Origin of the sequence: Kitasatospora terrestris (assembly GCF_039542905.1) — a bacterium.
Lineage (GTDB): Bacteria > Actinomycetota > Actinomycetes > Streptomycetales > Streptomycetaceae > Kitasatospora > Kitasatospora terrestris.
On sequence record NZ_BAABIS010000001.1, the window covers coordinates 607,766 to 634,554 of the forward strand.

General features: G+C 73.7%; 23 protein-coding genes and 3 pseudogenes. 17 read left to right on the forward strand and 9 right to left on the reverse strand.

What is annotated here, in order from left to right; genetic code table 11:
* The first annotated feature begins 122 nt into the window (after positions 1-122).
* The 3 genes and pseudogenes from ABEB06_RS02980 (at position 123) to ABEB06_RS02990 (ending at position 2,636) form a co-directional block, all read left to right on the forward strand.
* The gene (locus tag ABEB06_RS02980; RefSeq protein WP_345695184.1) at positions 123-1,226 is read left to right on the forward strand and encodes a carboxylate-amine ligase; all 1,104 of its coding nucleotides are present in this window, start codon (positions 123-125) and stop codon (positions 1,224-1,226) included.
* Positions 1,227-1,231: 5 nt separating this feature from the next.
* Positions 1,232-1,754, forward strand: a pseudogene (locus tag ABEB06_RS02985) (phosphotransferase); the annotation flags it as partial.
* A 117-nt stretch (positions 1,755-1,871) separates the two neighbouring features.
* The gene (locus ABEB06_RS02990; RefSeq protein ID WP_345695185.1) at positions 1,872-2,636 is read left to right on the forward strand and encodes a maleylpyruvate isomerase family mycothiol-dependent enzyme; all 765 of its coding nucleotides are present in this window, start codon (positions 1,872-1,874) and stop codon (positions 2,634-2,636) included.
* Positions 2,637-2,840: 204 nt separating this feature from the next.
* Here ABEB06_RS02990 and ABEB06_RS02995 read toward each other — a convergent pair whose 3' ends face one another.
* Positions 2,841-4,040: an aminotransferase class I/II-fold pyridoxal phosphate-dependent enzyme gene (locus ABEB06_RS02995; RefSeq protein ID WP_345695186.1), complete on the reverse strand. Its 1,200-nt coding sequence runs from the start codon at positions 4,038-4,040 to the stop codon at positions 2,841-2,843.
* 276 nt (positions 4,041-4,316) lie between these two features.
* On the opposite strand from ABEB06_RS02995, the gene ABEB06_RS03000 reads away from it, so the two are divergent.
* Both ABEB06_RS03000 and ABEB06_RS03005 read left to right on the forward strand, forming a co-directional pair.
* A complete protein-coding gene (locus ABEB06_RS03000) occupies positions 4,317-6,038 on the forward strand; it encodes an aminotransferase class V-fold PLP-dependent enzyme (RefSeq protein WP_345695187.1) in 1,722 nt (573 codons plus the stop codon).
* Between the two features lie 267 nt (positions 6,039-6,305).
* Positions 6,306-6,677 carry a hypothetical protein gene (locus ABEB06_RS03005; RefSeq protein ID WP_345695188.1) on the forward strand — a complete coding sequence of 124 codons (372 nt, stop codon included), beginning with the start codon at positions 6,306-6,308 and terminating at the stop codon, positions 6,675-6,677.
* A gap of 110 nt (positions 6,678-6,787) precedes the next feature.
* Here ABEB06_RS03005 and ABEB06_RS03010 read toward each other — a convergent pair whose 3' ends face one another.
* Positions 6,788-7,201 carry a DUF4345 domain-containing protein gene (locus ABEB06_RS03010; RefSeq protein WP_345695189.1) on the reverse strand — a complete coding sequence of 138 codons (414 nt, stop codon included), beginning with the start codon at positions 7,199-7,201 and terminating at the stop codon, positions 6,788-6,790.
* A gap of 84 nt (positions 7,202-7,285) precedes the next feature.
* Between ABEB06_RS03010 and ABEB06_RS03015 the strand changes: the two genes are divergently transcribed.
* Entirely contained in the window at positions 7,286-7,891 is a 606-nt protein-coding gene (locus tag ABEB06_RS03015) for a TetR/AcrR family transcriptional regulator (protein ID WP_345695190.1), read from the forward strand.
* A gap of 48 nt (positions 7,892-7,939) precedes the next feature.
* Here ABEB06_RS03015 and ABEB06_RS03020 read toward each other — a convergent pair whose 3' ends face one another.
* The 6 genes from ABEB06_RS03020 to ABEB06_RS03045 all read right to left on the reverse strand — a co-directional run bounded on the left by ABEB06_RS03020 (position 7,940) and on the right by ABEB06_RS03045 (position 12,854).
* The gene (locus tag ABEB06_RS03020) at positions 7,940-8,242 is read right to left on the reverse strand and encodes a hypothetical protein (protein WP_345695191.1); all 303 of its coding nucleotides are present in this window, start codon (positions 8,240-8,242) and stop codon (positions 7,940-7,942) included.
* 490 nt (positions 8,243-8,732) lie between these two features.
* Positions 8,733-9,638 (reverse strand): endonuclease/exonuclease/phosphatase family protein, encoded by a 906-nt coding sequence (locus ABEB06_RS03025; RefSeq protein WP_345695192.1) that lies wholly within the window; start codon positions 9,636-9,638, stop codon positions 8,733-8,735.
* A 471-nt stretch (positions 9,639-10,109) separates the two neighbouring features.
* Complete coding sequence (locus ABEB06_RS03030; RefSeq protein ID WP_345695193.1) at positions 10,110-10,583, reverse strand: hypothetical protein; 474 nt, start codon at positions 10,581-10,583, stop codon at positions 10,110-10,112.
* A 214-nt stretch (positions 10,584-10,797) separates the two neighbouring features.
* Positions 10,798-11,295 carry a cupin domain-containing protein gene (locus ABEB06_RS03035; RefSeq protein WP_345695194.1) on the reverse strand — a complete coding sequence of 166 codons (498 nt, stop codon included), beginning with the start codon at positions 11,293-11,295 and terminating at the stop codon, positions 10,798-10,800.
* A gap of 215 nt (positions 11,296-11,510) precedes the next feature.
* Positions 11,511-12,191: a VOC family protein gene (locus ABEB06_RS03040; protein WP_345695195.1), complete on the reverse strand. Its 681-nt coding sequence runs from the start codon at positions 12,189-12,191 to the stop codon at positions 11,511-11,513.
* Positions 12,192-12,266: 75 nt separating this feature from the next.
* A complete protein-coding gene (locus tag ABEB06_RS03045; protein WP_345695196.1) occupies positions 12,267-12,854 on the reverse strand; it encodes a hypothetical protein in 588 nt (195 codons plus the stop codon).
* A 212-nt stretch (positions 12,855-13,066) separates the two neighbouring features.
* Between ABEB06_RS03045 and metH the strand changes: the two genes are divergently transcribed.
* The 11 genes and pseudogenes from metH (at position 13,067) to ABEB06_RS03100 (ending at position 24,648) form a co-directional block, all read left to right on the forward strand.
* Positions 13,067-16,567, forward strand: a complete 3,501-nt coding sequence (gene metH, locus ABEB06_RS03050) for a methionine synthase (protein WP_345695197.1) — start codon at positions 13,067-13,069, stop codon at positions 16,565-16,567.
* Between the two features lie 132 nt (positions 16,568-16,699).
* Positions 16,700-16,906, forward strand: a pseudogene (locus tag ABEB06_RS03055) (MbtH family protein); the annotation flags it as partial.
* A gap of 48 nt (positions 16,907-16,954) precedes the next feature.
* Positions 16,955-17,194 (forward strand): annotated as a pseudogene (locus ABEB06_RS03060) (phosphopantetheine-binding protein); the annotation flags it as partial.
* Positions 17,191-17,904, forward strand: a complete 714-nt coding sequence (locus ABEB06_RS03065; RefSeq protein WP_345695198.1) for a hypothetical protein — start codon at positions 17,191-17,193, stop codon at positions 17,902-17,904. The pseudogene ABEB06_RS03060 and the gene ABEB06_RS03065, both read left to right, overlap by 4 nt.
* Entirely contained in the window at positions 17,901-19,445 is a 1,545-nt protein-coding gene (locus tag ABEB06_RS03070; RefSeq protein ID WP_345695199.1) for an amino acid adenylation domain-containing protein, read from the forward strand. The genes ABEB06_RS03065 and ABEB06_RS03070 overlap by 4 nt, the downstream gene beginning before the upstream one ends.
* Positions 19,446-19,518: 73 nt before the next feature.
* Complete coding sequence (locus tag ABEB06_RS03075; protein ID WP_345695200.1) at positions 19,519-19,899, forward strand: phosphopantetheine-binding protein; 381 nt, start codon at positions 19,519-19,521, stop codon at positions 19,897-19,899.
* Positions 19,889-21,001, forward strand: coding sequence for an acyl-CoA dehydrogenase family protein (locus tag ABEB06_RS03080; RefSeq protein WP_345695201.1), 1,113 nt, complete (start codon positions 19,889-19,891; stop codon positions 20,999-21,001). Before ABEB06_RS03075 ends, ABEB06_RS03080 begins: the two co-directional genes overlap by 11 nt.
* Positions 20,998-21,828, forward strand: a complete 831-nt coding sequence (locus ABEB06_RS03085) for an acyl-CoA dehydrogenase family protein (RefSeq protein ID WP_345695202.1) — start codon at positions 20,998-21,000, stop codon at positions 21,826-21,828. Before ABEB06_RS03080 ends, ABEB06_RS03085 begins: the two co-directional genes overlap by 4 nt.
* A 26-nt stretch (positions 21,829-21,854) precedes the next feature.
* Positions 21,855-23,564: a 2-isopropylmalate synthase gene (gene leuA, locus ABEB06_RS03090; protein WP_345695203.1), complete on the forward strand. Its 1,710-nt coding sequence runs from the start codon at positions 21,855-21,857 to the stop codon at positions 23,562-23,564.
* A gap of 8 nt (positions 23,565-23,572) precedes the next feature.
* Entirely contained in the window at positions 23,573-24,346 is a 774-nt protein-coding gene (locus ABEB06_RS03095; protein WP_345695204.1) for a thioesterase II family protein, read from the forward strand.
* On the forward strand, positions 24,343-24,648 hold the full coding sequence (locus ABEB06_RS03100; protein ID WP_345695205.1) for an NIPSNAP family protein: 306 nt from the start codon (positions 24,343-24,345) through the stop codon (positions 24,646-24,648). The genes ABEB06_RS03095 and ABEB06_RS03100 overlap by 4 nt, the downstream gene beginning before the upstream one ends.
* A gap of 78 nt (positions 24,649-24,726) precedes the next feature.
* On the opposite strand, the gene ABEB06_RS03105 is transcribed toward ABEB06_RS03100, so the two are convergent.
* Positions 24,727-26,787 (reverse strand): SGNH/GDSL hydrolase family protein, encoded by a 2,061-nt coding sequence (locus ABEB06_RS03105; protein ID WP_345695206.1) that lies wholly within the window; start codon positions 26,785-26,787, stop codon positions 24,727-24,729.
* Positions 26,788-26,789 lie beyond the last annotated feature (2 nt).

The window sequence follows — 26,789 nt, forward strand, 5'->3', positions numbered from 1 at the left end:
CTGTCCTGCCGGAGGCCGTCCGCGGCGGGCGGCCCCGCGCATGGAACGACCCCGTCCGGACAAGAAGCATCCCGAAACCTCCTGCACGCCTGCAGGAGCCGCCGTTCGAAAGGCCGATCACCATGGACGGGCTCACCCTGGGCGTGGAGGAGGAGTACTTCCTCCTCCACCCGCTGACCGGCCGTCCGCTCCCCTGGACGGACCGCGTCCGGAAGGCCGCCGGACTTCAGCCCGCCATCAGCCCCGGCGAAGTCCAGCAGGAGATGCTCCGCTGCCAGGTGGAGATCGCCACCCCCGTCTGCCACGAACTGGCGGAGGTGGGCGGCCACCTCCTGCGGCTTCGGCACTCGCTCGCCCACGCGGCCGAGAGCGTCGGCTGCCGCCTCGCGGCCTGCGGCACCGCCCCCTTCGCCCCGGTCGCACCGGTCCCCGTGAGCGCCGACGCACGCTACCGGGCCCTCCACGCCGACGCCCCGCAACTCGTCGGTGAGCAGTTGATCTGCGGCATGCACGTCCATGTCGGCGTGCCCGGCCGCGAGGCACAGGTGGCGGTGCTGAACGAGCTCCGGCCGTGGCTTCCGGTGCTGACCGCTCTGAGCGCCGACTCACCGCTGTGGCACGGCGGCGACACCGGATTCGCCAGCTGGCGCACGATCGTCTTCAGCCGCTGGCCCGTGGCCGGCATCCCGCCCGAATTCGCGGACGCCGCCGACTACGACCGGCGCATCCACGCGCTGGTGGAACACGGCATGATCCGCGACCTGGGGCAGCTGTACTGGCAGGCCCGCCTGTCCGACCGCTATCCGACGATCGAGGTCCGGGCGATGGACGTCCAGTTGCGGGCCGACGAAGCCGTCCTGATGGCCGGCCTGGTCCGCGCCCTGGTCGCCACCGCCCTCAACGGCCGGACCGGCCGAACCCCGACGGTCCCCCGACCGCCCGAGAGCCTGGCAGCAGCCGCCTGGCACGCCGCCCGCCACGGCACGGACGACCAGCTGCACCACCCCCGCACCGCCCGACTGCACAAGGTCGGCGACATCGTCGCCGACCTCGTCCGGCACATCCGGCCGGCCCTGCAGGACAGCGGGGACGAGCGACAGGTCACCTCCCTGCTGCACCGGCTGCTCCAGGAGGGCAACGGCGCCCACCGCCAACGCCGAGCACTGGCCACCGGCGGCCCGCGCGAACTCCTGCGCATGATCACCGAAGCCGGCACAGCAGCCTAGGAACCCGACGCCGCACGCACGAAGCAGCCATGTCGGTGCCGGAGGAAACCGGGGGCGCCGACGCCGCGGTCTGGGCCGCCGCGATCGACGTGATCCGCCGGCCGGCGCCGAACTGCAACGGGCGGTTCCTGCACCGGGACTTCCAGCCCGGCAACGTGCTGTTCGCCCTGCCGACCGAGGACCCGGCCGGTGCCGCCGGTGCCCGGATCACCGGCGTCGTCGACTGGGCGGTGGCCTCCTGGGGCCCGGCGGACCTCGACGTGGCGCACTGCTCCACCAGTCTCGCGCTGCTGCACGGCCCGGCGTGGGGCTTGCGCTTCACCGAGGCGTACCAGGAGGCCGGCGGGGTGCTGGCCGCGACCGCGGACGAGCGGCTGTACTGGCAGGTGCGGGAGCCACTGGCGTTCTCGGAGGAAGTGCAGTGGGGCACGGCCGTGGTGGGACGCAGGACGGACCGAGCTGACGACACGAACCGTCGAAGAGCGGCTGGATGCCTGCGTCACCTCCCTGATCGACGCCTCGGGCTGAGCCAGGACGCTCCGGGACGGGGCCCCCGACCTCACGAGACGGCCCTCCTGCGGCACCTCGAAGAAATGATCGGTTAATCGAGTGCGAGGGGCCCGGTCCGGGTGGTAGAAGGTCCGCGTGACTGATCATCTCCACTTCCCCACCCTGCTGCGGATGATTGACGAGCGTTCCGCCGCGTTCCGCGCCGCCGTCGCCGCGGCCCCCAGCCTCGACGCCGACGTCCCGTCCTGTCCGGGCTGGACGCTGTACGACCTGGCGAACCACCTCAGTGAGGGGGACCGCTTCTGGGCCTACATCGTGCTGAACACCGCGCCGGGCGACGAGCGGCCGAGCAAGGACGGGCTGGCGGCGCCCAGGGAGCGCGAGGCCCTCATGACCTGGCTGGCCGACTCGACGGAGCAGCTGCTCACCGCTCTGCGCGAGGCCGGACCGGACCGGGGCTGCTGGGCCTGGTGGGAACCGCTGGCCTCGCCGCACACGGTGGCCGCCGTGGCCCGCCGCCGCGTCCCGGAGTCGCTGATCCACACCTATGACGCCCAGCTGGCCTCCGGTGCTCCGCAGGAGCTGCCGACGACCGAGGCGCTCGACGCCATCGAGGAGTTCCTCGCCACCGTCTGCACCGGCACGGTGCCGTGGCCGGGCGAGCCCGCCACCATCGACTACCACGCGGCCGAGGGCGGCTCCTGGCGCCAGACGGTGGACGCCGCCGGTTCCCGCTTCACCCGCCTCACCGCGGCGGAGGCCGCCGGGAGCAAGCCCACCACCGCCGTCCACGGCACGGCGAGCGAGACGGCCCTGCTGATGTACATGCGCATTCCGGCCGGCTCGCTGCGGATCGAGGGCGACGCCGACCTGATCCAGCAGTTGCAGGACTGGGGCTGAGGCCGACCGGCAGCCGGATCGCTCGAGGCGTCGGGGGGGTGCGGCGGCCGTCCCGGCGGTAGCGGCTCGTCGAGCGCCGGATGAGCACGCGGCGCCCGAGGAGGGTCTCACCTCGAAGAACGCCCGCTGCGGCTGCGACCGCGACGCTCGCGGGGGGCGGCTTCCAGGCGCGGCTGCTCGGCCGCGGCCGAGCGGCCTGCCCGCTCACGCCCGCAGCGCGGCGGTGAAGCGGCCGAGGCGCTCGATGCCCTCGGCCAGTTCCGCGCTCGAAGCCGCGTAGGACAGCCGGACGTGGGTGCCGGCCGACACCCGGCCGAAGTCCAGCCCCGGCGTCAGCGCCACGTGCGCCTCCCGCAGGGCCCGCTCGCAGAACTCCCAGGAGGACAGCCCCGTCCCGCTGACGTCGAAGTAGACGTAGAACGCGCCGTCCGGCGGCACCGGCACCGGCAGGCCGATCCCGGCCAGCCCGTCCAGCACCAGCGCCCGCCTCCGGGCGAACTCCGCCCGGCGCTCCTCGCACTCCGCCAGCGCCGCGGGCGTGAAGCAGGCCAGCGCGGCCAGCTGCGCCGGGGCGGAGGCGCACAGGAAGTAGTTCTGCGCCAGCCGGTCCACCGCCGGCACCAGCTCCTCGGGCAGCACGCACCAGCCGAGCCGCCAGCCGGTCATGCCGAAGTACTTCGAGAAGCTGTTCACCACCACCGCTCCCGGGTCCAGCGCCAGCGCGCTGCGCGGCGGGCGCCCGTCCGCGTCCCGGTCCGCCAGGTCGAGGTAGATCTCGTCCACCAGGCGCCAGCCGCCCCGCTCGGCGGCCAGCGCGCACAGCGCCGCCAGCTCCTCCGTCGGCACCGAGGTGCCGGTCGGGTTGGCGGGGGTCGCGACCATCACCCCGCGGGTGTCCGCCGACCAGTGCGCGCGCACGGTCGCCGCGTCCAGCTGGAAGCGGGTCTCCGGCGAGGTCGGCACCAGCCGCACCCGCGCCCCGAAACTCTCCATGATCTGCCGGTTGCAGGGGTACGAGGGGTCCGCGATCAGCACCTCGTCGCCCGGATCCACCAGGGCCGCGGCCGCCAGCACCAGCGCCGCCGACGCCCCGGCCGTCACCGCCACCCGGGCCGGGTCCACCTCCACCCCGTGCCGCTCGGCGTAGAACCCGGCGATCGCCTCCCGCAGCTCCGGCAGTCCGAGTGCCGCCGTGTACGGCAGCGGCCGGCCGTCCATCGCCTCGCGCATCGCCTCCCGCACCGCGGCCGGCGCACCGAAGTCCGGCTCCCCGATGCTCAGCTTGACCACCTTGTGGCCCTGCGCCTCCAGCGCGGCGGCCTGCCGGCCGAACTCCAGCGCGTAGAACGGCGCGGTGCCGCGGGCCCGCGCGGAGAGCCGCGGGCCGGCCGTGCTGCTGGTCATCCGGTTCTCCCTCGTCCTGCGTCCGCGCCGCCCGGCCCGCCGCACCCGCGGGCGGCGGGCCGGGCGGGCGCGGTGATCGCGGTGATCGTCCCACAACCACGGGCCGGTCCGCGGAGCTGCCACAACGGGACGGGTGTACGGCTGAAGGACGATCACGACTCCGACCCGGGCCCACCGGCACTGGCCCGGCGCAGGCGGGTGGGGGATGCTGGCAGTCACCCGGGGGATCTCCGGGACCGCAGCCACCGGTCCCGGCCGCCCCGAAAGGAGGCCGACGTGAGCACCACCACCGCGTCCGGCGAGCAGTCCACCTCCTCCGCTCCCACCTCACCGCTCCTGGAGCGCATCCGGGCCGGCATCATCGGTGAGGGCGCGGTCCTCGACGGCCCCTACGGCCCGCGCAGGGTCACCTACGCCGACTACACGGCGTCCGGCCGATCGCTCGACTTCATCGAGGACTTCATCCGCGAGGCCGTACTCCCCCGGTACGCCAACACCCACACCGAGAGCTCCGGCACCGGTCTGCAGACGACCCGGCTCCGGGAGGACGCCCGCCGGACGATCCGGGAGAGCGTCGGCGGCACCGACGACCATCTGGTGATCTTCTGCGGCTCCGGTTCCACGGCCGCCGTCAACAAGCTCGTCGGCATCCTCGGACTGCGCACGCCCGCCGGCCCCGTCGCCCGGCCCGGGCCCGACCTGCCGCCCGGGGAGCGGCCGGTGGTCTTCGTCGGGCCGTACGAGCACCACTCCAACGAACTGCCCTGGCGCGAGACGGTCGCCGACGTGGTGGCCATCGGCGAGGACGCCGACGGCCACCTCGACCTCGCCGACCTCGGGGCCCGACTCCTGCGCTTCGCCGACCGGCCGCTGAAGATCGGCAGCTTCTCCGCCGCCTCGAACGTGACCGGCATCCTCACCGACGCCGACCGCACCGCCCGACTCCTGCACGCCCACGGCGCGCTCTCGTTCTGGGACTACGCCGCCGCCGCACCGTACGTCCCCGTGCGCGCGGCCGAGAGCTCCCCGGGCCGCGGCGACGGCAAGGACGCGCTCTTCCTGTCACCGCACAAGTTCCCCGGCGGCCCGCAGACACCCGGCGTGCTGGTCGTCCGCCGGGACCTGGTCCGCAACCCGGTCCCGACCGCACCGGGGGGCGGCACGGTCGTGTTCGTGGACCCCAGCAGCCACCGGTACCTGGACGACCCGGTCGCACGGGAGGAGGGGGGCACGCCGGCCATCGTCGAGTCCATCCGCGCCGGGCTGGTCTTCGGGCTCAAGGACGCCGTCGGCACCGACCTGATCCAGGCCCGCGAGGAACGGATGTGGCAGGCCGCCCTGGACCGGTGGGAACGCAACCCGCGGATCGACGTCCTCGGCAGCCACCGGGCCCGTCGGCTGTCCATCGTCTCCTTCCGGATCCGGCACGAAGAGCGCTTCCTGCACCACAACTTCGTTGTCGCCGTCCTGAACGACCTCTTCGGCATCCAGTCCCGCGGCGGCTGCTCCTGCGCCGGCCCCTACGGCCACCGGCTGCTCGCCATCGACACGCCGCACTCCCATGCCTTCCGGGACGAGATCGTCGGACACCACTGCGAGGGCATCAAACCGGGCTGGACCCGGATCAACTTCCACTACTTCGTCTCCGACACCGTCCGGGACTACCTCATCGACGCCGTCGACCTGCTCGCCGACCACGGCCACCGGCTGCTGCCCGACTACCGCTTCGACCCGCACACCGGCCTCTGGCGCCACCGGAACGCCGCGGCCGAACCGCCGCTGCGGCTCACCGACGCCCGCTACGACAGGCACGGAAACCTGCGGTGGCCGCACTCCCGGACCCGGATGGGAGAGGAGGCCCTGCCCGGGCAACTCGCCCAGGCCGCTGCCCTGCTCGACAGCCGGCCCGACCTGATCGACTCCGGCCCCTGCACCCTCCCCGCAGAGTTCGAGGCCCTGCGCTGGTTCCCGCTGCCGCCGCAGTGCCTGGTCCCCTGACAGCGGCCGCGCCGCCGTCGTCGCCATGAGCGCCCCTGCCTCGTTCGGGTGGAGGGAGCCGGCCGCAGCCGTGCCGCAGCCCCGCGTGGCGGGCCGGCGCGGGGCCGGAACCGGGACTCCTCGAAGCTGTGGGGCCGACGGACTGTCAGTGCCGGGCGAGAGAATATCTCTGCAGGCCACGCCAGGTGCGGCGCCTGATCCCACTGCTTCCCACACCCCACTTCCGCGTCACTCCCGCGTCACTTCTGCTCGCCTTGGAGGCTTGCTGTGAGGTCCAACATCGGCACGGCCCGCTTCTTCCACCCCGCCGGAACCGACGGGGAGATCTGCCGCGCGCACTCGCGGGCGGCGCTGGCGACCGGCGCCGCCGCGATCGCCCTGCGCCGCGGCCTGGACGCGGACATGACCGACACCCAGCTACTGGAGTGCATAGCCGAGGCCAGGGACGACGCCTCGGCGCCGGCCCCGTCCCCCGAGACCCGGCTGGCGGTACGGAACGCCCTGCGGGAGCCGCTGACCCGCGCCACGGACCCGCAGGAGGTGGCCGACGCCGTCTTCGAGGCCCTGCCCGACACGCCGCTGCGCCTCGAGGGGCCCGACGGCCAGGTGTTCTTCCTGGTCCCCATCGCGGCCTCGTGAGACCTGCACGGTGAATGGGCCGGTGCCGCCGACGGCGTGACGATCCGTCGCCACAAGGCCCCTGGCAGGCCGTTTCACGGCGGCTTGCCAGGGGCCTTCGCTCCCCTGGTCTACAGGCCCGCGGGAGCGTCCGCCGGCCGGGGCGCCTGCCCCCGCGCGCCGGCCAGCCGGAAGAACACCGGCGGAAGCACGAGTTCGACCACGGCCAGGACGACCTGGAACCAGTGCGGCCACCCGTCCACGGCCAGGGACACCAGCCGCCCGAACCCGCCCAGCAGCAGGACTCCCGCCAGCCAGCGCACCGCGGCTGCCGGGATCGGAGACTGCCGAGCGGCCCAGAGCCAACCGAGGCCGTAGCCGGCGAAGACCGCCCCGAAGAACCGCCCGAGGCTGTCGACGGTCGCACCGGCCGAACCCGCGCCCGGGATCGCGGCGTTCCCGAGCAGGACGTGGAAGAGCCCGATCGCCACGCACGCGTACCCCATGACTGTCATGAGAATCCGCAGCGCCCTGGCCTCGGCCATGGCATCCCCCTTTAGTAGACACATGTCAACCAGCGGCACCAGGCTACGGCCGACTAGTAGACACGTGTCAAGTAGCATGGCGGTGTGCCTCCCCGCCAGAGACTCAGCCCCGCCGACCGCCGCGCCCAACTCCTCGCGGTCGCCGCGCAGCTCTTCGCCGCGCAGCCGTACGACGACGTGCTCATGGAGGACGTCGCCGAGCGCGCCGGGGTCTCCCGGGCTCTGCTCTACCGTCACTTCCCGAGCAAGCGGGACCTGTTCGCCGCCCTCTATCAGCAGGTCGCCGACCAGCTGCTCGCCCGGACCCGCCTCGACCCCGCGGACACCCTGGTCGAACAGCTCACCGAGGGCCTGGACGCCCACATCGAGTACTTCGCGGCCAACCGCAACACCGTCCTGGCGGCGAACCGGGTCCTGGCCGGCGACCGCCTGGTCCAGACGATCATCACCAACGAACTCGACGCCCTGCGCGAGCGGCTCCTCGGCGTGCTCCCGCTCACCGACGCCGGCACCCGGGAAGCCGTGTCCGGCGTCCTGAAGAGCTGGCTGGTGTTCGTCCAGGTGCTGTGCGTGGACTGGCTCACCCACGAGACCTGCACCCGAACCGAACTGCGCGACGTCTGCATCGGCGCCGTCCTCGGCGCCATCAGACCCCTCCTCGACGAAGACCCCGCCCCCGACTGGCCATGAGCAGGCGCTGCACGAGCAACCGACCGGGCCGGCGTGGGGCTGTCCGGCTCAGCGACCCTCGCGCACTTCGAAGACGCCGCTGTCCCAGTACACGGACGGCTCGTCGGCCTCGCTCGGCCAGTCGCTCTGCAGATGGCGGCGGCCGTGCCCCAGGGCCCCGACCCGGTGCGGGCTCAACCGCCCCGCCGCCAGGTCGTCCGCCTCGGCGTCCGTGATCGGCAGCACGGTCCGGTACTGCGCGTCCTGCGAGGCGACCCAGTCGACGTACTCGGTGAAGACACTCACGAAGGCCTGCGAACAGAGGACGCAGCGCTGCACGGAGACGATGAAGTGCGAGTCGTCCCGGATCATCGTCTCGAGCCGGACCCCGTCGCGGCTCCGATGGTGCGCCCGCGCCACCGCGGCGTCCTCGGCGCAGCACGCCGCGCACCCGAAACCCGCGCGGTCACTTCCCGCCTGCGAACCCACCGGTCGATCCCCCACGCCCGAGCCCTCCCTGACCAGCCGTCATCCTAGCAACCACGGCCGGGTCCGGTCCGTCGCACGAGTCCTGCGGAGAGGCCGGACCGGACCGTTCCGGCCTCTCCGGCCGGAATCTGCGAAGTGCGGTGGGACGGCTGCGCGGCACCGGAAGTGGGGGCCGCGGTGCCGCACTGCCCGGAGATCAACGGTCTGCACGGCGGATCGCGGCCGCCCGCCCCACCGACCGGCCGCCCGTGGGAAATCGGGCCCGGCCGCCGACATCGTGCCCCGTCCGGCGGGCTCAGCGCACTCGCCGGTTCCTGCGACCCGTCCGGGTGGGGCGCGACGTCCGTCCCCGCACGGCCGCGCGCCGTGGTTCCTACGGGGTCAGCGTGGCCGCTGCGGGCCGGTGGTCGCTGGTGGTGGCGGGCAGGGTCCATGCGGCGGTGGCGACCACGTCCCGGGTCATGATGTGGTCGGCCCGCACCAGCGGGAAGGTCGTCGGCCAGGTGAATCCGAGGCCGCTGCCCGCGGCGTCCTGCGCGGAGCTCAGGCGGTGGGTGAGCGGGTCGAGCGCGCGGTCCCCGGCCGCGGTGTTGAGGTCGCCCAGCAGCACGACCCTGCGCAGGGGTTCCTCGTCCAGCGCCCGCCCGAGCGCTGCGATGTTCCGGTCGCGGTGGCCGGTGGTGAAGCCGGACGCGCCCACCCGGACGGAGGCCAGGTGCACGACGTACACGGCCCAGGTCCCGCCGGGTGTCCGGACCTCGGCCCGCAGGCTGCGGCTCCACCCGGGGTCGATCACCAGTCGCCGCTCGCCGGTCAGCGGGTGGCGGCTCCAGAGTGCGACGGTCCCGATCCGGACGTGGTGCGGCAGCTCGGGGCCCAGCGCCCTCTGGTAGTCGGGGAGGGAGGCGTCGGTGACCTCCTGCAGGGCGATCAGGTCGGGGTGCGCGGCGAGGAGCGTACGGGCGGTCGCGCCGGGGTCCGGGTTGGCGGCGCCGACGTTGTGGGTGACCACGGTGAGTCCGGTGCCGGTGCCGGCTGCCCCGGCGCCGCGGGTGAGCGGCGCCGCGAACAGGGCCGCCCACACCGCGGCGAGCACGAGCGCGGCGCAGGCCGGCGCCGGTGCCCGGCGCACCGCGGCGGCGAGCAGCACGGCGGGCACGAGGAGGGCGGTCCAGGGCAGGACGCTCTCCCACAGGCTGCCCAGGTGCACCCCCAGGTCCGGTACCCGGCGGTGGCCTGCGAGGGCGAGGGCGGCGAGCAGGACGGTCGGGGTGAGCACGCGGCCGCGCCTCCAGGCGCCGGCCGTCGGACGTCGGCGGGGCAGGAGCGCGGGCCCGGCCCCCGTGACGAGCCGGCTCCTACCGGCCGGGCGCGTCCTCGTCGCCGTGCTGCCCACCGCTGCCTCCCGGCGTCCGTGTCGTGCCGCCGGGCCGGATGCCCGGGCGGTACGACCAGGAGACGAGGTGCGGTGTTGCGGGAGCGTCTGCGCCGGCCGATACGTTTTCCATAGGCCCGGTCGCGCCCCATGGGGGCAGGAGCGGACACCGGAGCAGGGGAACGGCACCCGCGGGCCAGGAACGCCGCAGAAGGCACCGCGGCGAGCCAGGTACGCGAACGCTTGCCGGCGTACCCCTTCTTGACCCGTACGTACCCGGCCCCCTCCAGGGCGGCGGCGCGAACCGCGCGCCGCCGGGCAGGTCGGGCCCGGTGCCCGGGTTCCCGACCTGCCCGGCGGGCTTGTCCGCCGTTCTCACCGACGCCTTCTGCGCACGACCCGGACCACGGAGGCGGCGAGAACCGCCGCGCCGAGGAGCGCGAGCAGCTGGGTACGGTTGGCGCGTGCCGTGGTCGCCGCACGGCCGGCCTGCTCGCGCAGCTGCGGCGGGGTGTGGTCCGTGGCGAGGTGCCCGAGGTGGGCCACCGCCTCGTGGGCCTGCGCCATCACCTGTCCGGCCCGGTCGCGCACCTCCGCCGGGGTGTGCTCCCGTGCGGCGCGAACGGCGCGTGCGGCCGTGTCGCGTACCGCCTCGGCGGCCTGCACGGCCTGTTCCTGGACTTCGTCCTTCACGGCTGCCGCCTTTCGCACGGCGCTCTCGGGGAGCGCGATTCCACCGGTCGGGGCGTCCTCGGTGTGGTCGAGCCGTCTGCGGGTCCGGTCGGCCTGGTCGCTCAGCTCGTCGAGTGACGGTGCGGATGCGTCGTTGCCCGGTATGCCCGTCGTCACCTTGGCTCCTTCCCTTCAACTCGCCTCCGCGGGAATCGAGTTCGTCCGCCTCGGAGGTACCTGGTCGTGCGTGGCGGTTACCCCCGCTCGTGCGGTGCATGCGTGACGGCGAGTCCGACCAGAAGTTCACCCGCACCGCCCGCTCGGCCGGGACGCGGGTGACGGCCCGTCCGCGCCGTCCCGCCGCGCCCGGCCGGCACGGCAAGTGGCGCGTCTACTCGGCAGCGGCCTCCAACGTGGTGCGCCACAGCGGGCTGTCGACGTAGTGGTTGTCGTACAGCTCGGAGGAGTCCTTGATCTCCTGCACGTCCGCTTCCCCGCGCATCACCCGACCCAGCAGGCGGAGGTAGTCGAAGCGCGGCATGCCGGGCGTGAAGGTGAACAGCACGTCGGCCTCGCTGCCCGGTGCCGCGGCGAAGGCGTGCGGGGTGTGCGGGGGGACGAGGAGGAAGTCGCCCTCGTTCAGGGTCTTCACCTCGTCGCCCACCAGCACCTGGAGCGCGCCGGAGATGACGAAGAACTGTTCCGAGGCCCGGGTGTGGAAGTGGGCCGGGGCGCCGACCGCGCCCTTGGCGAAGGTGGATCGATAGGTGGTGATCGGGCTGCCGTCGGTGCCGCAGTCGGCGAGCAGCGTCATGGTGCTGCTCGGGTCGCTGGTCGTCTCGGCCTCGGTGGCGCGGGTGAGGACGGGCTTCGACGCGGTGCTGCTCATGATGGTCTCCCCTGGTCATGGGCCGTTCCGTCGTTCGTTCGCGGCCCTGCGATCACAACTCTAGGTCGCGAAAAGACCCATGGCGTGGTTCATTTGGCTGGGACATTCGCAGGTCAATTCCGACCCGCGGCACCGTCGCGGAGCGGACAGCCCGCAGCCGGCGCTGCGCCGCGACGATCCTCATCGCGCGGCGGGATTCTGCTCGGTGGGGCCAGTCAGTCGCGGCCCCGCCAGGTGGTGACGCAGGCCTCGTTGCCCTCCGCGTCGGCGAGCACCCAGAAGGCGGGGGCGCGGGTCGCCGACACGAGGCGGCCCCCGGCCGCCAGCGCGGCCTCGATCCGCCGGGGCGCCTCGTCGTGCGGGACGCAGATGTCGACGTGGATGCGGTTGCGCTGCGGGCGCGCCCGGTCCAGTTGCTGGAACCAGATCGCCGGGCCCTGCCCGACCGGGTCGACGAGCGGGTCCTCCGGTCCTCCGGCACCCGCCTCGTCGGCGTAGCCCAGCACCGCCTTCCAGAACGGCCGGATCTCGGCGATGCGCAGCGCGTCGATGGCGATCTCCAGGCTCTGGACCGAACGCGGTGCGCCTGTTCCGGTCTCGGGGCCGGTCGTCGACGGGCCGGTCTGCCGTACGGCGGCGGAGACCAGGCGGGCGAGTTCGACGTCCCGGGTGGTGACGGCGGCGCGGTCCACCGACTGCGGGGTGAGGACGACCCGGTGGGGGCGGGCGTCGACCGTCAGGCGCCGGTCGGCGTCGCTGCCGCACACGGTGGAGGCCGTGGCCGCGACGTCGATCGCCTCGGCCGGCGAACCGACCGGAACGGACGTCCGCAGGCTGCCCAGCAGGAAGCGCCAGCCGTGGTCGTGGACGGCCTCCGACGCTTCCGGGCCCGTCAATCCCCTTTCCACGCAAGCATCTTCGCTGCCCCGCCGGGCGGTCCGTCCGAGTGCCGCCCCGGTGGGTGGTGGCGGCTACTCGTCCGCCACCCGGACCTCCTGGAGCAGGCCCCAGGTGAAGTCGGCCGTGCAGGAGTGCAGTCGCCCGTCCGTGTCCGGCGCCTGAAGGTCCAGCTGGAAGCGGGTGGGCGCGGTCCCTTCCCGCGGTACGGCGGACGGGAACGCGGCACCAACGTCGTCCGGCACGCAGGTCCAGGGCGCCAGGTCGACGAGCGTGCGCAGCGCAGGCACCGGGGAGCCGGGCGGGCGGACCAGCCATTCGTTGAGCAGGGGTGCGCCGAGCTCCGCCGGTCCGAGCAGCACTTCGAAGCGGAGCTCGGGCCAGAGCGAAAGGGCCCACTGGTGGGCGGTGCAGTCGAGGTCGCCGATGCGCCGCGCCGCGGTGGCGCCCGGCGGTCCGAGCACTGCGGTGTACCGAGCACCACCGCGCGGGAAGCGGGGCGCGCGGATCATCGCCTGCCAGCGCTTGTTCGCCTCCCGCAGCTCGGCCCGGGTGGCGCCCAGCCGGAGCACCGCGTCCTCCACCAGGGCCGGTTGGAAGTCGGCCATCCGGCGGAGCAGGACGAGTTGGAGCTCGGTGGCCCCGAAGCCGTTGATCGCCATGACCACAGGTTACGGGCGCGTCAGCAACGGATGCCGAGCGTGCGGTGGATGCGGCTGAGTACGGCCTCCATGACCCGGAGCGGTCCCGACTCGCGGCGGTCCGAGTACCGAATGCCGGACGCTCCGTCAGCGCGGCGGCCCGAAGACGTACGCTGACCGTTCGCGTCCGTCCGGACGCGTAGCCGACAGCCGTCGCACCCAGGGAGCCTGCCATGGCCGCACTCGTCCCCCCTGCCCAGCAACTGCGCGCGGACGCGCTGCGCGAGGCGCTCGCCACCCGTGTCGTCGTCGCCGACGGCGCGATGGGCACGATGCTCCAGGCGCAGGACCCGACGCTGGAGGACTTCCAGCAGCTCGAGGGCTGCAACGAGATCCTGAACGTCACCCGCCCGGACATCGTGCGCTCGGTGCACGAGGCGTACTTCGCGGTCGGCGTGGACTGCGTGGAGACCAACACCTTCGGTGCGAATCGCACGGCGCTGGGGGAGTACGACATCCCCGAGCGGATCTTCGAGCTGTCCGAGGCGGGCGCGCGGATCGCCCGCGAGACGGCGGACGCCTTCGGCGCCGAGGACGGCCGGCAGCGCTGGGTGCTGGGCTCGATGGGCCCGGGCACCAAGCTCCCCACCCTCGGCCACACCACCTTCGAGGTGCTGCGCGAGGGCTTCAGGCTGAACGCGGCGGGCCTGATCGCCGGCGGCGCGGACGCGCTGCTGGTGGAGACCAGCCAGGACCTGCTGCAGGTCAAGGCCGCGGTGTCCGGGGCGCAGCAGGCGATGCGCGAGTACGGACTGCGGTTGCCGCTCACCGTCCAGGTGATGATGGAGACGACCGGGACCATGCTGCTGGGCTCGGAGATCGGTGCGGCGCTGACCGCGCTGGAGCCGCTGGGCATCGACTTCATCGGTCTGAACTGCGCCACCGGCCCGGCCGAGATGAGCGAGCACCTGCGCTACCTGGCGAAGAACGCCCGGATCGGCCTGTCCTGCATGCCGAACGCGGGCCTGCCGGTGCTGACCAAGAACGGCGCGCACTACCCGCTGAGCCCCGAGGAGCTGGCGGACGCGCACGACGCCTTCACCCGGGAGTACGGCCTGTCGCTGGTCGGCGGCTGTTGCGGCACCACCCCCGAGCACCTGCGCCGGGTGGTCGAGCGGGTCCAGGGCCGGCCGATCGCCGTCCGCGACCCGCAGCCCGAGCCGGCCGCCGCCTCGCTGTACCAGCCGGTGCCGTTCCGCCAGGACACCTCGTACCTGGCGATCGGCGAGCGGACCAACGCCAACGGCTCGAAGAAGTTCCGCGAGTCGATGCTGGCGGGTGACTGGCAGGCCTGCGTGGAGATCGCCCGCGAGCAGATCCGCGAGGGCGCCCACCTGCTGGACCTGTGCGTGGACTACGTCGGCCGCGACGGCGTCGCGGACATGAAGGAGATCGCCGCCCGGCTGGCGACCGCCTCCACCCTGCCGATCGTGCTGGACTCCACCGAGCCCGAGGTGCTGCGGGCCGGCCTGGAGCACCTCGGCGGCCGCGCGGTGCTCAACTCGGTCAACTACGAGGACGGCGACGGGCCCGAGACCCGGTTCGGCCGGATCGCCGCGCTGGCCCGGGAGCACGGCGCCGGCCTGATCGCGCTGACCATCGACGAGGAGGGCCAGGCCCGCACCGCGGAGAAGAAGGTCGCGATCGCCGAGCGGCTGATCGAGCAGCTGACCGGCGAGTACGGCGTCGACGAGGGCTCGATCCTGGTCGACTGCCTGGCCTTCACCCTGGGCACCGGCCAGGAGGAGTCCCGCCGGGACGGCATCGAGACCATCGAGGCGATCCGCGAACTGAAGCGCCGTCACCCGGCGGTGCAGACCACGCTGGGCCTGTCCAACATCTCCTTCGGCCTCTCCCCGGCCGCCCGCGTGGTGATCAACTCGGTCTTCCTCAACGAGTGCGTGGAGGCCGGCCTCGACTCGGCGATCGTGCACGCGGCGAAGATCCTCCCCGTGGCCCGGATCCCCGAGGAGCAGCGCCAAGTCGCCCTGGACCTGGTCTACGACCGGCGCACCGAGGACTACGACCCGCTGCAGAAGCTGCTCCAGCTCTTCGAGGGCGTCAGCTCGGCGTCGGTGAAGGCGTCCAAGGCCGAGGAGCTGGCGGCGCTGCCGCTGGAGGAGCGCCTGCAGCAGCGGATCATCGACGGTGAGCGGGGCGGCCTGGAGGCCGACCTGGACGAGGCGCTGACCACCCGTCCGGCGCTGGAGATCATCAACCAGACCCTGCTGAGCGGCATGAAGGTGGTCGGCGAGCTGTTCGGCTCCGGCCAGATGCAGCTGCCGTTCGTGCTCCAGTCCGCCGAGGTGATGAAGGCCGCGGTGGCGCACCTGGAGCCGCACATGGAGAAGTCCGACGCGGACGGCAAGGGCACCATCGTGCTGGCCACCGTGAAGGGCGACGTCCACGACATCGGCAAGAACCTGGTCGACATCATCCTGTCCAACAACGGCTACAACGTGGTCAACCTGGGCATCAAGCAGCCGGTCTCGGCGATCCTGGAGGCCGCGCAGGAGCACAGGGCGGACGTGATCGGCATGTCCGGCCTGCTGGTGAAGTCCACGGTGATCATGAAGGAGAACCTGGAGGAGCTGAACCAGCGCGGCCTGGCCGCCGACTTCCCGGTGATCCTCGGCGGCGCGGCGCTGACCCGCGCGTACGTGGAGCAGGACCTGCACGCGATCTACCAGGGCGAGGTCCGCTACGCCCGGGACGCCTTCGAGGGCCTGAAGCTGATGGACGCCCTGGTCGCGGTCAAGCGCGGGGTGCCCGGCGCGGCCCTGCCGGAGCTGCGGCAGCGGCGGCACGCCAGGGTCGAGGTGGAGGAGCCGGAGGAGGTCAACCTCGGGCAGATCCGCTCGGACGTGGCGGTGGACAACCGGCTGCCCGCCCCGCCGTTCTGGGGCGACCGGATCGTCAAGGGCGTCCCGTTCCAGGACTACGCCACCTGGCTGGACGAGGACGCGCTGTTCAAGGGCCAGTGGGGTCTGAAGGCGGCCCGCTCCGGCGGCCCCTCGTACGAGGAGCTGGTGGAGACCGAGGGCCGGCCGCGGCTGCGGATGTGGCTGGACCGGCTGCAGACCGAGGGCTGGCTGGAGCCGGCCGTGATCTACGGCTACTTCCCGGCCAACTCCAAGGGCGACGACCTGATCGTCTACAGCGAGGACGGCTCGGAGCGCACCCGCTTCACCTTCCCGCGCCAGCGGCGCGGACGGCGGCTGTGCCTGGCGGACTTCTTCCGCCCGGAGGAGTCGGGCGAGCGGGACGTGGTGGCCCTGCAGGTGGTCACCATGGGCAACCGGATCTCCGAGGCCGCCAACGAGCTGTTCGCCGCCAACTCCTACCGCGACTATTTGGAGCTGCACGGACTGTCGGTGCAGCTGGCCGAGGCGCTGGCCGAGTTCTGGCACGCCCGGGTCCGCTTCGAGCTGGGCTTCGGCGACGAGGACCCGCAGGACGTGCGCGACATGTTCGCCCTGAAGTACCGGGGCGCGCGCTTCTCGCTCGGCTACGGCGCCTGCCCGGAGCTGGAGGACCGCGCCAAGATCGCCGAGCTGCTGAGGCCGGAACGGATCGGCGTGGTGCTCTCCGAGGAGTTCCAGCTGCACCCCGAGCAGTCCACCGACGCGATCGTCATCCACCACCCCGAGGCGAAGTACTTCAACGCCCGGTGAAACCCGGCGGCCGGCCGGGCGGAAGCTGCCGCTCGGTCGCCGCCGGTGCTGCCGATCGACGGACGTCCCGTCTTCTACCTTCGTGACATCGTGCGCGGTCATCAGAGTACCGCCGCAAGCAAGGTGGGATTCGTGAGCGCTCTTTTCGATGATGTGAACGGCGAATTCCTCGTCCTGGTGAACGACGAGAACCAGCACTCGCTGTGGCCCGCGCCCGTCGGCGTCCCGGCCGGGTGGAAGACCGTGCACGGCCCTGACCGTCGGCAGAACTGCCTGGACTACGTGGACCGGCACTGGACGGACATGCGTCCGGCGTCGCTGGCCGACGCGGTCGACGGGGCCGGGGTCTCCGGTGCGCCCGGCGATCCCGCCGGCCGGGTGGCGGCCCACTTCGCCGAGATGCTGGGGCTCGACACGGTCGGCGTCGACGACGACTTCTTCGAGCTCGGCGGCCACTCGCTGCTGGCCACCCGGGTGCTCAACCGGCTCAAGGACGAGTTCGGGGTCGAGCTGGCCCTGCAGACGATGTTCGAGAACCCCACGCCGGCCGAGCTCGCCGCGCAGCTCAAGGGCGCCCGCCGGGCCCGCCCCGCGCTGCGGCCGAGCACGGCGGGCGCGGCCTCGTGACCGCTCCGCGGACCGTTCTGGCGCTGGAGTTCCGCGGTGTGGGCGACACGGCGGACTTCGGTTTCCTCGCGGCGCCGGGTGGACCGGTCGACCTGGTGCGGGTCGACCCGCTGGTCCACCACATCGAGCACCCCCTCCTGCTGACCGAGCACGCCCGGCTGATCCTCGACGCCCTGCCCGCCGCCCCCGATCTGGTCCTCGCCTACTGCGGCACGGCGGCACTCGGCCTGCACATCTGCTCCGTCGCCGGGACGCCGGCGGTCCTGGTGGACCCCTACCCGGTGACCGCGGCCGATCTGCGCAAGGACTTCGCGCGGCTGTGCGCCTCCAGCGGTATCGATCCGGCCGGTCTCCTCGACCCGGAGCGGGAGCCGGACGTGGCGCGCTGGGAGTCGGCACTGCTCGGCTCCCGGGACAGCATGGCCGAGCAGTACGGCGGGGACGACGAGGCGTACGAGCTGGTCGACGACCTGCTGGACCGCTACTGCGGCTGGCTGAGGTTCCTGCGCGCGAGCATGACCGCCGGGCCCGCGGCCACCGGCGGGGGGATCAGCGTGATCACCGCCCGGCCCCACCCGGTGCTGACGCCCCTGCTCACCGCCCCGGCGGCGGCCCGGATCCACCGGGTCGAGGCCGAGGGCGGCCTCCTCGACTCTCCTCAGGTCCGCAAGCTGCTCTCGGCCGCCGTCCACGGGCAGGAGGGGACATGAGTTCCACGCAGACCCGCCGGGAGGACGGCGGCACGGCGACCGATCTGCGCGCCCTGCTGACCTCGCGGGCCCGGGCCACCCCGGACGCGCCGGCCGTCACGGCGGGCCGGACCTCGTTCACCTACCGGCAGCTGTTCGCACGGGCCGAGCGGCTCGCGGACGCCCTGGTACGGGCCGGCGCCCGGCCGGACGGCATGATCGGTGTGGCCGTCGACCGGTCGGCGGAGTCCGTGGTCGCGGTCCTCGGGACGGTGCTCTCCGGGGCCGCCTACGTTCCGATCGCCGCCGACCTGCCGGCCGACCGCGTCCGCATGATCGCCTCCGACGCCCGGCCCGTGGCCGTCACCGGTGTGGACCGCCGGGTCGCCGAGGCGGCGGGGACGGAGTTCGTGCCGGTCGACGGCGGCTCGGCGGAAGACCGCCCCGCACGGGAGCCGGCCGCCCTCCATCCGGACCACGCCGCGTACGCGATCTTCACTTCGGGCTCGACGGGGCGGCCCAAGGGCGTGGTGATCTCCCACCGCTCGGTGGTGTCCTCGACGCTGACCCGGTTCGGGGTCTACCCCGCGCCGACGACCTACGCCATGCTCGCTCCGCTCACCATCGACGCGGCCGTTGCCGGGCTGTACTTCACCCTCGCGGCGGGCGGCCGACTGCTCGTCCCCGACGAGGAGGAGATCCGCGACCCTCAACTCCTGGCCGACCTGCTGGTCGAGGAACGGGTGAGTCACCTGGACGGCCTGCCGTCCCAGTACGCCGCCCTGCTCCGCTACCACCCGGAAGCGCTGGCCGGTCTGCGGTGCGTCGTCCTCGGCGGCGAAGCCCTGCCGCACACCGTGGCCCGCCTGCACCTGGCCGAGGTCCCGGGTGCCGGGCTGCACAACGAGTACGGCCCGACGGAGAGCACCGTCTGGGCCACTACCCACCGGTGCAGCGAGGCGGACCCGGGGCCGCACGTCCCCATCGGCCGGGCGATTCCCGGGCTGCGCGCCGAGGTGCTGACCGGCGACCTGCGGCCTGCCGCGCCGGGCGAGGTGGGCGAGATCTACCTGTCCGGTCAGGCGCTGGCCCGGGGCTACCTGGGCCGGCCCGGGCTCACCGCGGAGCGCTTCGTGGCGCTGCCCGGACCGGACCGGCCCGGGCAGCGGATGTACCGGACCGGCGACCTCGGCCATGTCGACGAGGCCGGCGAGCTGGTCTACCACGGACGGTCGGACCACCTGGTGAAGGTCCGCGGGTTCCGCGTCGAGCTCGGCGAGGTGGAGACCTGCCTGCTCGAACACCCCGCGGTCCTCGACGTCGCCGTCGTCCCGCACGCGGCGCGGACCGGCGTCCGCCTGGTCGCCGTCGCCGTGCTGGCCGCCGGGAGCGAACTCGGCTCCCGCGAGCTCTCCGGGTTCGCCGCGGCCCGCCTGCCCGGCTACATGGTGCCGAGCCTGTGGCGCCGGGTCGACGGCCTCCCCACCGCGGTCAGCGGCAAGGTCGACCGGCTGCTGCTGTCGTCCGAGCCCACCACCGTCGGTTCCGCGCTGCCGGCCTGACCGCGCCGCGCCGCCCGGCCAGAACCAGGAACACACCCATGCCCTGTGACAACCCTTCGGAGGTCCCGCGCCCATGAACGGCCCCGCCGACGACGCCACCCGCCCCGCCGAGGACGCCGCACCGGCGGGCGGCGAGCGGGAAGTGCCCGCGCTCGTCCTGTCCCTCGCCCGCGAGCTCGTGGAACGGGCCGACATCGGCCTCGACGACGACTTCTTCTCGGTGGGCGGGGACAGCGTCCTGGCCATGCACCTGGTCAGCCGGCTCGCCCGGCAGACCGCCCTGCGGCTGCGGGTGTCGGTGCTCTTCGCGAACCCGCGACTCGCGGACTTCGCCGCGCAGGTCGAGCAGCTGAGGGCGGCCGCGGGCGACGCCCTGGACCGGACCTCCGCCGGCTCGCTCGCCGCAGCGCTCGCCGCCCGGTCCGTCGACGGGAGCACCGTCCGTGCGTCGTGAACTCAGCCCCGATCAGGCGGCCCTGGTGGCCGAGGTGGACGCGGTGCTCGACGCCCTGCCCGCCGGTGCCGGGCCGCAGGAGGCGTTCCGGCGGCTCGGCGCGGCCCGGCTGCTGGCCGTGCACTTCCCCGTCGAGTACGGGGGACGGGGCCTCGACCTGGCCCACCACGCCGCGGCCTCCGAGCGCATCGGGCTCCGCGGGCTTCCCGACGTCGCCCAGCTGATCACCGTCCAGGGAGTCGGTTGCGCGATCCTGGCGTTCGGGACCGAGGCCCAGCGCCGCCGGTGGCTCCCGGAGATCGCGTCCGGCCGCCTGCTGGCCAGCCTGCTGCTCTCCGAGGCCGGGGCCGGCAGCGACCTGACCCGGGTGGAGACCACCGGCACGGCGGACGGCGACGGCTGGCTGGTCAGCGGCCGCAAGACCTGGAGCCTGCTGACCGACCTGTCCGCGATCGCGCTGTGCTCGGCCCGCACCCGGCGGTCGGAGAGCCGCTACGACGGCATCTCCCTGTTCCTGGTCGACCTCTCGGCCCCCGGTGTCCGGGTGGAGCCGGTGGCCCGCGCTTCGGGCGAGCCGTACTACACGGTGACCCTCGACCGCGTCCGGGTCGGACCGGAGGCGGTGCTCGGCGAGCCGCACCGGGGCTGGGCGCTGCTGCCCACCGTCATCGGCTTCGAGCGCGGCGGCTTCGACTACCTGACCCGGGCCCGGGCCTGGCGGGACGCGGCGGCCGCGGAGCTCGCCGCCCTGCCGGACTCCGAGCGCGAGGTGCTGGCCGCCGACTTCGTGCGCCGGGAGTTCGCGGTCGAGAACGCACGCGCGGTGGCGTACCACGCGGTGGCCACCGCGGACGGGCTGGAACTGGACGAGACCGTCACGGCCTACGCGAAGCTCGGCACCGGGCTCGCCGCTCAGTCGCTGGTGCGCTGGGCGGCCGAGGAACTGCTCGCGGTGCCGGGCGCCGACGGGCCGGGAGGCAGCCGGTCCGTGCTGCGCGCCGCCGTCGCCGAGGCCCCGGAGCTGACCGTCTCCGGAGGCGCCCAGGAACTTCAACTCGACCTGATCGCAGGCGAGTTCGCGATCGGAAGGACGATCCGGTGAACCTTCTACTGGATCCGGCGCAGCACGGGCTGCTGGCCGCCGTGGAGCAGAGCGGCACAGCCGCCGGGCCGGGGGCGTCCGGCTGGGAGGTGGTCGACGGCCTCGGCCTCTCCGAGCTGCTGCTGCCGGAGCCGGGCCGTGCGCCGCTGCTCGGCCTGCTCGAATGGTGCCTCGTCCTGGAGGAGTTGGGCGCCGGCTGCCGCGACCACGCACTGGTCCGACAGGTCCGCGCCCTCCTCGACACGCTCACGGCCGGCCCGGCGGACCCGCGGGCCGGCGAGGAATTCCTGCGGTGGGCCCGGGCGCGCCGGGCCGACGCGGACCCGCGGGAGGAACTGCCCGCCGCGCTGGCCCGGACGACCGCAGCCGCCGACCCGCGGACCGCGCGGGACGTGGCCGACCGCGACCTGATCGCGCTCGGCGCGTACGCCGTGGGGGTCGGTCGGCGCTGTCTGGAGCTGGCCCAGCAGCGGGCCTCGCGGCGGGTGGTGGCGGGACGACGGCTGCTCGAACACCAGGGCACCTCGCACCGCATCGCCCGCTGCGCCGTCGACCTGGTACTGGCCCGGGCCGGGCTGTGGCGAGCGGCGCAGGGCGAGGACCAGGGCGAGCGTGCCGCCCACCGGGCCCCGGCCGCCGCCGCCGCGAGCCTGTCCGCCGCCCTGGACTGCGCCCACACCGCCGTCCAGGTCTTCGGCGCCGCCGGCACCAGCGACCCCGATGTGGTCCGCCTCTTCCGTACGGCCTACTCCCTGGGGTCCGTGGCGGGCTCGGCCCGCGTCCTGTGGCAGTCGGCCGGCACTCGGCGGCTGCAGTCCCCGTTCTGATCCCGCTTCGATTGGGCAACCGATACATGACCACCAACACCTCGGGACCGACCGTCCCCGCCGTCCCCGCCCTGACCGGAACCGTCCAGCGGCCGAGCGGCATGCGGGCCCACCGCTACCGGCCGTTCGAGGGGCCCGACCTGCCCAACCGGACCTGGCCCTCGCGCAGGCTGCGCCACGCGCCGCTGTGGTGCTCGGTCGACCTCCGCGACGGCAACCAGGCCCTCGTCGAGCCCATGGACCTGCCCCGGAAGCACCTGCTGTTCCAGCAGCTCCTGCGGATGGGTTTCAAGGAGATCGAGGTGGGCTTCCCCTCGGCGAGCCAGACCGACTTCGACTTCGTCCGCGAGCTGATCGACCGGGACCTGATCCCCCACGACGTAACGATCCAGGTGATCACCCAGGCCAGGGCCGAGCTGATCGAGCGGACCTTCGAGGCGGTGAGCGGCGCCCCGCGCGCCATCGTGCACCTGTACAACTCGGTCTCCCCGCTGCAGCGGCAGGTCGTCTTCGACGCCGGGCGGGAGCGGATCCGCGAGCTGACCGTGGATGCCGTCCGGCTGATCACCAAGCTCGCCGCGGAGCACGTCGGCGGCGTGCTGATGTTCGAGTACTCGCCGGAGTCGTTCACCGCCACCGAGCCCGACTACGCGCTGGAGATCTGCGAGGCGGTGATGGACGTCTGGCAGCCAGCCGAGGGGCGGCCCATCATCATCAACCTCCCGGCCACCGTGGAGTGCACCCCCGCGAACGAGTTCGCCGACCAGGTCGAGTGGATGCACCGCCACCTCTCCCGCCGGGAGCACATCGTGCTCTCCGTCCACCCGCACAACGACCGCGGCACCGGTGTGGCGGCGGCCGAACTCGCGCTGCTCGCCGGCGCCGACCGGGTGGAGGGCTGCCTGTTCGGCAACGGGGAGCGCACCGGCAACGTCGACCTGGTGACGCTGGGCATGAACCTGTTCTCGCAGGGCGTCGACCCGATGATCGACTTCTCCGACATCGACGAGGTGCGCCGCGTCGCCGAGGAGTGCACCCAGCTCCCGGTCCACCCCCGGCACCCGTACGCGGGCGAACTCGTCTACACGGCGTTCTCCGGATCCCACCAGGACGCCATCAAGAAGGGCCTGGACGCCATGGAGCGGGCCGCGGGCCTGGCCGGGACGGATCTGGCCGACACCCCGTGGGGAGTGCCCTACCTGCCGATCGACCCCAAGGACGTGGGTCGGTCGTACGAGGCGATCATCCGGGTCAACAGCCAGTCCGGCAAGAGCGGGGTCGCCTACCTGCTCAAGACCGAGCACGGGATCGACCTGCCGCGCCGCCTCCAGTTCGAGTTCTCCAAGGTCGTCCAGCGACACAGCGAGAGCAGCGCCACCGAGGTCGGGTCCGCCACGGTGTGGGAGCTCTTCCGCGCGGAGTACCTGTCGCCGGGCGACCGGCTGCGGCTGGGCGATGCGCAGGACGGCCGGGTGGCGGTCCGGCTCGACGGACAGGAGCACCGGCTGGCGGCCGGGGACGGCGACGCCTTCGCCGCCGGGTTGCGCGAGCTCGGTGTCGACGTGCAGGTGCTGGCCCTGTCGGTGCAGCCGGTCGACGGGGAGCCCTCCTCGGTCGCGGTCTGCGCCGAGTGCACGGTCGACGGCGTGCCCACCTGGGGCGTCGCCATCCACCCGGACGGCGCGTACGCCGCCGTCTCCGCCGTCGCGGGCGCGGTCGACCGCGCCGCGCGGTAGGGCCGGTCGTGTTCAGGGAACTGCGCAAGCGCCCGGCCCCGCCGCCGGGCGCGCCCGGGCCGGAGGAGTTCACCTGCTTCTTCCTGCACCATGCGGGCGGCTCGTCGGCCAGCTTCCTCCTGATGCAGCGCCACCTTCCGTCCGACTGGCGGCTGCGTGCCGTGGAGCTTCCGGGCCGGGGCCTGGCCTCCGACGATCCACCGTGGCGCGGCACGGCCGACGCGGTGCGGGCGCTGGCCCCGGAGCTGCTGCGGGAGGTCACCGGGCCCTTCGCGGTCTTCGGGCACAGCATGGGTGCGCTGATCGGCTACGAGCTGGTGCGGGAGCTGGTCCGGGGCGGGAGGCCGCCGGTCTGGCTCGGGGTGTCGGCCATGCCGGCCCCGGACCTGGTGAGCACGCGTTTCCCCGACCGCCGGGACCTGTGGCCCAAGGAGCGCCTGGTCGCCTTCCTGCGCGAACTCGGCGGGACCCCGGAGGAGATGCTGGCCGACCCCGACATGGTCGACTACATGGTGGACCTGCTCCGGGCCGACCTGCGGATCGTCGACACCTACACCCATGCCGACGGCCCGCCGCTCGACGTCCCGATCAGCGTCTTCACCGGTACCGGCGATCCGTTGACCACGACACCGATGATCGACGGATGGCGGTCCCGCAGCACCCTGCCGGTGGCGTTCCACGCGCTTCCGGGCGGTCACTTCTACCTGTTCGAGGAGCCGGAGCTGTTGGCCCGGCACCTGGCCGAGGACATCGAGGCCCGACGATTGGCGGTCCAGGCATGATCACCGTTCACCTGACCTACGAGATCGACCCGGACCGGCTCGACGACTTCGCCGAGTACGGCCGGCGCTGGATCACGCTGGTCAACCGCCTCGGCGGCACCCACCACGGCTACTTCCTGCCGAGCGAGGGCGACAGCGATGTCGCGTACGCGCTGTTCTCCTTCGAGAGCCTGGCCGCGTACGAGCGGTACCGCACCGCCAGCTTCGCCGACGAGGAATGCCTGGCGGCCTTCGAGCTGGCTCGCACCACCAAGTGCATCAAGCGGTACGAGCGCCGGTTCCTGGCCCCGCTCGACGCCTGACGGCGGGGCCGCGCACGCGAATCCCGGGCTTCCCGGCGCATCGGCGCCGGGAAGCCCGGGATTCGCTCGTTCCGTTCGTCAGGCCGTGGGCGACCGGACGGACGCGGTCAGGACGTGCAGGTGGCCGCGGGCCGGATTGCTACGCGGCGTCCCGCCGCGCTCCAGGGTCCGGGCGGCCTCCTCCAGCAGCCGGTCGCCGGGGATCTCCCGAAGCGGCCAGCTGAGCGTCACCCGGTTCAGGCCCGGCCGCCAGTGCTGCGCGGGAACGGTCGTCCGCGTGCTGCGCCACTCCGGGCCGAGGCCGACACTCGCCACCTCCACGCCGTTGACCAGCACGCCGACGAGGGCTTCGCCGGGGTCGCCGGCCGGCAGCCGGGCGGTCAGCCCGAGCTCGACCTCCGCGGGCCCTGCCAGGACCAGCCAGGTGTAGGTGTGCGGGCCCGGCGCGACCACGAAGGGGTGCGGCTGCCCGGTGCTGCCGAACTGCTCGCGCCAAGTGGGTGCCCGGCTGATGTCCGTGAGCAGGTCGACCTCCGGCCGGGCGTGCTCGGCGATCAGCAGCCGCCGGTACGCGTCGGGGTCGGCCGCACCGCGCTCGGCCAGCAGGTCGAGCATGGTCTGCCGCAGGTCGTGGTCGGCGAGCTTGGCGGCCGACTGCGGATCGCCGACCTCCAGGTAGCGGGCCAGCTCCGGCACGCGGGCCGAGCGTTCGAAACTGGCGCAGATCCAGTTCGGGGCCAGCCTGGACTGGTAGTCGAGATATTCGGCCAGGTGTGCCGCGACGCCTTCGTCGAGCGTCAGGGCCCGCTCCAGCAGGTACCGGACGATCTCCGCGGGCTGTCCGATGTGCGCGTTGTGGATCGCCGCCAGGAAGTGCGCGGCGGCCTGGCCGGCCGCGGCGGGCGGGGTCAGCGCGGCCGCGATCGCGGCGGGATCCGTCCGGTCGTCGCGGCCGCCCAGCCGGGTGCCGAGGGCAGCCGCGGTCCACGCGGCGGCCAGGGCGAGTCCCTCGTGGTTCAGGTGGCAGTAGTCGAGGAAGTGCTCCCGGCCCGGAGTGCGGCCGTCGGCCGCCCGGCGCAGGATCTCGGGCAGGTCGACCAGGGCGAAGCCGTGTTCTGCGGCCTTGGCCCGCATGGTCTCCTGGACGGCAGTAAGCATCCGGGGCGCGTGCGGCGCGAACCGTCCGACGGCGGCGTCCTTGGCGTTGCGCAGGGCCCGCTCGGCACCGGCCGGGTCGTCGCCCGCCAGTGCGCTCGCCAGGAGCCGATGGGCGGCGACGCTGCCGCCACCGTCGAGGGCGATCATCTCGACCGCGGTCCCGGCCGCCTCGGCGGTCTCACCGGCCGCGAGCTGCCGCTCGGCGCGCTCTCGCAGCCGCTGCCAGGCGAGGTTGCCGGCACCCGGCAGCACCGGGCAGGCCAGGAAGGGTTCCTCGTGCCAGTCCGCCAGGTTGAACTCGGGCACCACGAGGACGACTTCGGCGCCGTAGTCGGCCGCGGTGGCGGCCAGGCCGTCCAGGAACTCGCGGGCCCGGGCGACCATGGCGGCGTGGAAGAGCCGCTGTGCGGCGGGGTAGCCCCCGGCCCGCAGCGCGTCGGCCATCAGCCGGCGTTCGGCGTCGGTCAGGGTGGGCTGGTACCAGTTGTTGCCCGCGAACACCACGATCGCATCGGGAGCGACGGAAGCCAGCTCGGCCAGGATCCGGCGGATGTCCTCGGCGTTCGCGTTGGTCCGCGCCAGGTCGAGGACGTCGACGTCGGTCAGGCCGGGCAGGCTGCGCAGGCAGTCACCGACCAGACCGGCGTAGGTGGTGGCGGGGTCGAAGAAGTACCCGCGGGCCACCGACTCGCCGAGCACGGCCACCCGGCGGTGGCCGGTGGCCGGCGGCAGGCGTTCCAGGTCCGCCCAGAACTGCCAGTCTGCCTTGAGGTCGGGGCGGCGCAGGTGGGTCCCGTCGTCGTCGAGCCGCCAGATGCCGAGGTCGCGGGGGTCCACCGGGGCGGATCGGGGCGCCGCGGGTGCGGCCCCCGCTGCCGACAGCCGTTGGAGGAGCCCAAGGGCCAGCGCGCCGTCCTCCGCGGCGAGCGTCCGGGCGAGGCGGCGGGTGTAGGAGCGGATCGGGTCGGTGTCGCTGGGCATGG

Excerpts from the sequence above, each read along its gene's own strand:
- ABEB06_RS03020 (WP_345695191.1), bottom strand. The coding sequence starts at position 8,242 with ATGATCCGGGACGACTCGCACTTCATCGTCTCCGTGCAGCGCTGCGTC.
- ABEB06_RS02995 (WP_345695186.1), bottom strand. The coding sequence starts at position 4,040 with ATGACCAGCAGCACGGCCGGCCCGCGGCTCTCCGCGCGGGCCCGCGGC.
- ABEB06_RS03010 (WP_345695189.1), bottom strand. The coding sequence starts at position 7,201 with ATGGCCGAGGCCAGGGCGCTGCGGATTCTCATGACAGTCATGGGGTAC.
- metH (WP_345695197.1), top strand. The coding sequence starts at position 13,067 with ATGGCCGCACTCGTCCCCCCTGCCCAGCAACTGCGCGCGGACGCGCTG.
- ABEB06_RS03070 (WP_345695199.1), top strand. The coding sequence starts at position 17,901 with ATGAGTTCCACGCAGACCCGCCGGGAGGACGGCGGCACGGCGACCGAT.
- ABEB06_RS03075 (WP_345695200.1), top strand. The coding sequence starts at position 19,519 with ATGAACGGCCCCGCCGACGACGCCACCCGCCCCGCCGAGGACGCCGCA.
- ABEB06_RS03035 (WP_345695194.1), bottom strand. The coding sequence starts at position 11,295 with ATGAGCAGCACCGCGTCGAAGCCCGTCCTCACCCGCGCCACCGAGGCC.
- ABEB06_RS02980 (WP_345695184.1), top strand. The coding sequence starts at position 123 with ATGGACGGGCTCACCCTGGGCGTGGAGGAGGAGTACTTCCTCCTCCAC.
- ABEB06_RS03105 (WP_345695206.1), bottom strand. The coding sequence starts at position 26,787 with ATGCCCAGCGACACCGACCCGATCCGCTCCTACACCCGCCGCCTCGCC.
- leuA (WP_345695203.1), top strand. The coding sequence starts at position 21,855 with ATGACCACCAACACCTCGGGACCGACCGTCCCCGCCGTCCCCGCCCTG.
- ABEB06_RS03045 (WP_345695196.1), bottom strand. The coding sequence starts at position 12,854 with ATGGCGATCAACGGCTTCGGGGCCACCGAGCTCCAACTCGTCCTGCTC.
- ABEB06_RS03100 (WP_345695205.1), top strand. The coding sequence starts at position 24,343 with ATGATCACCGTTCACCTGACCTACGAGATCGACCCGGACCGGCTCGAC.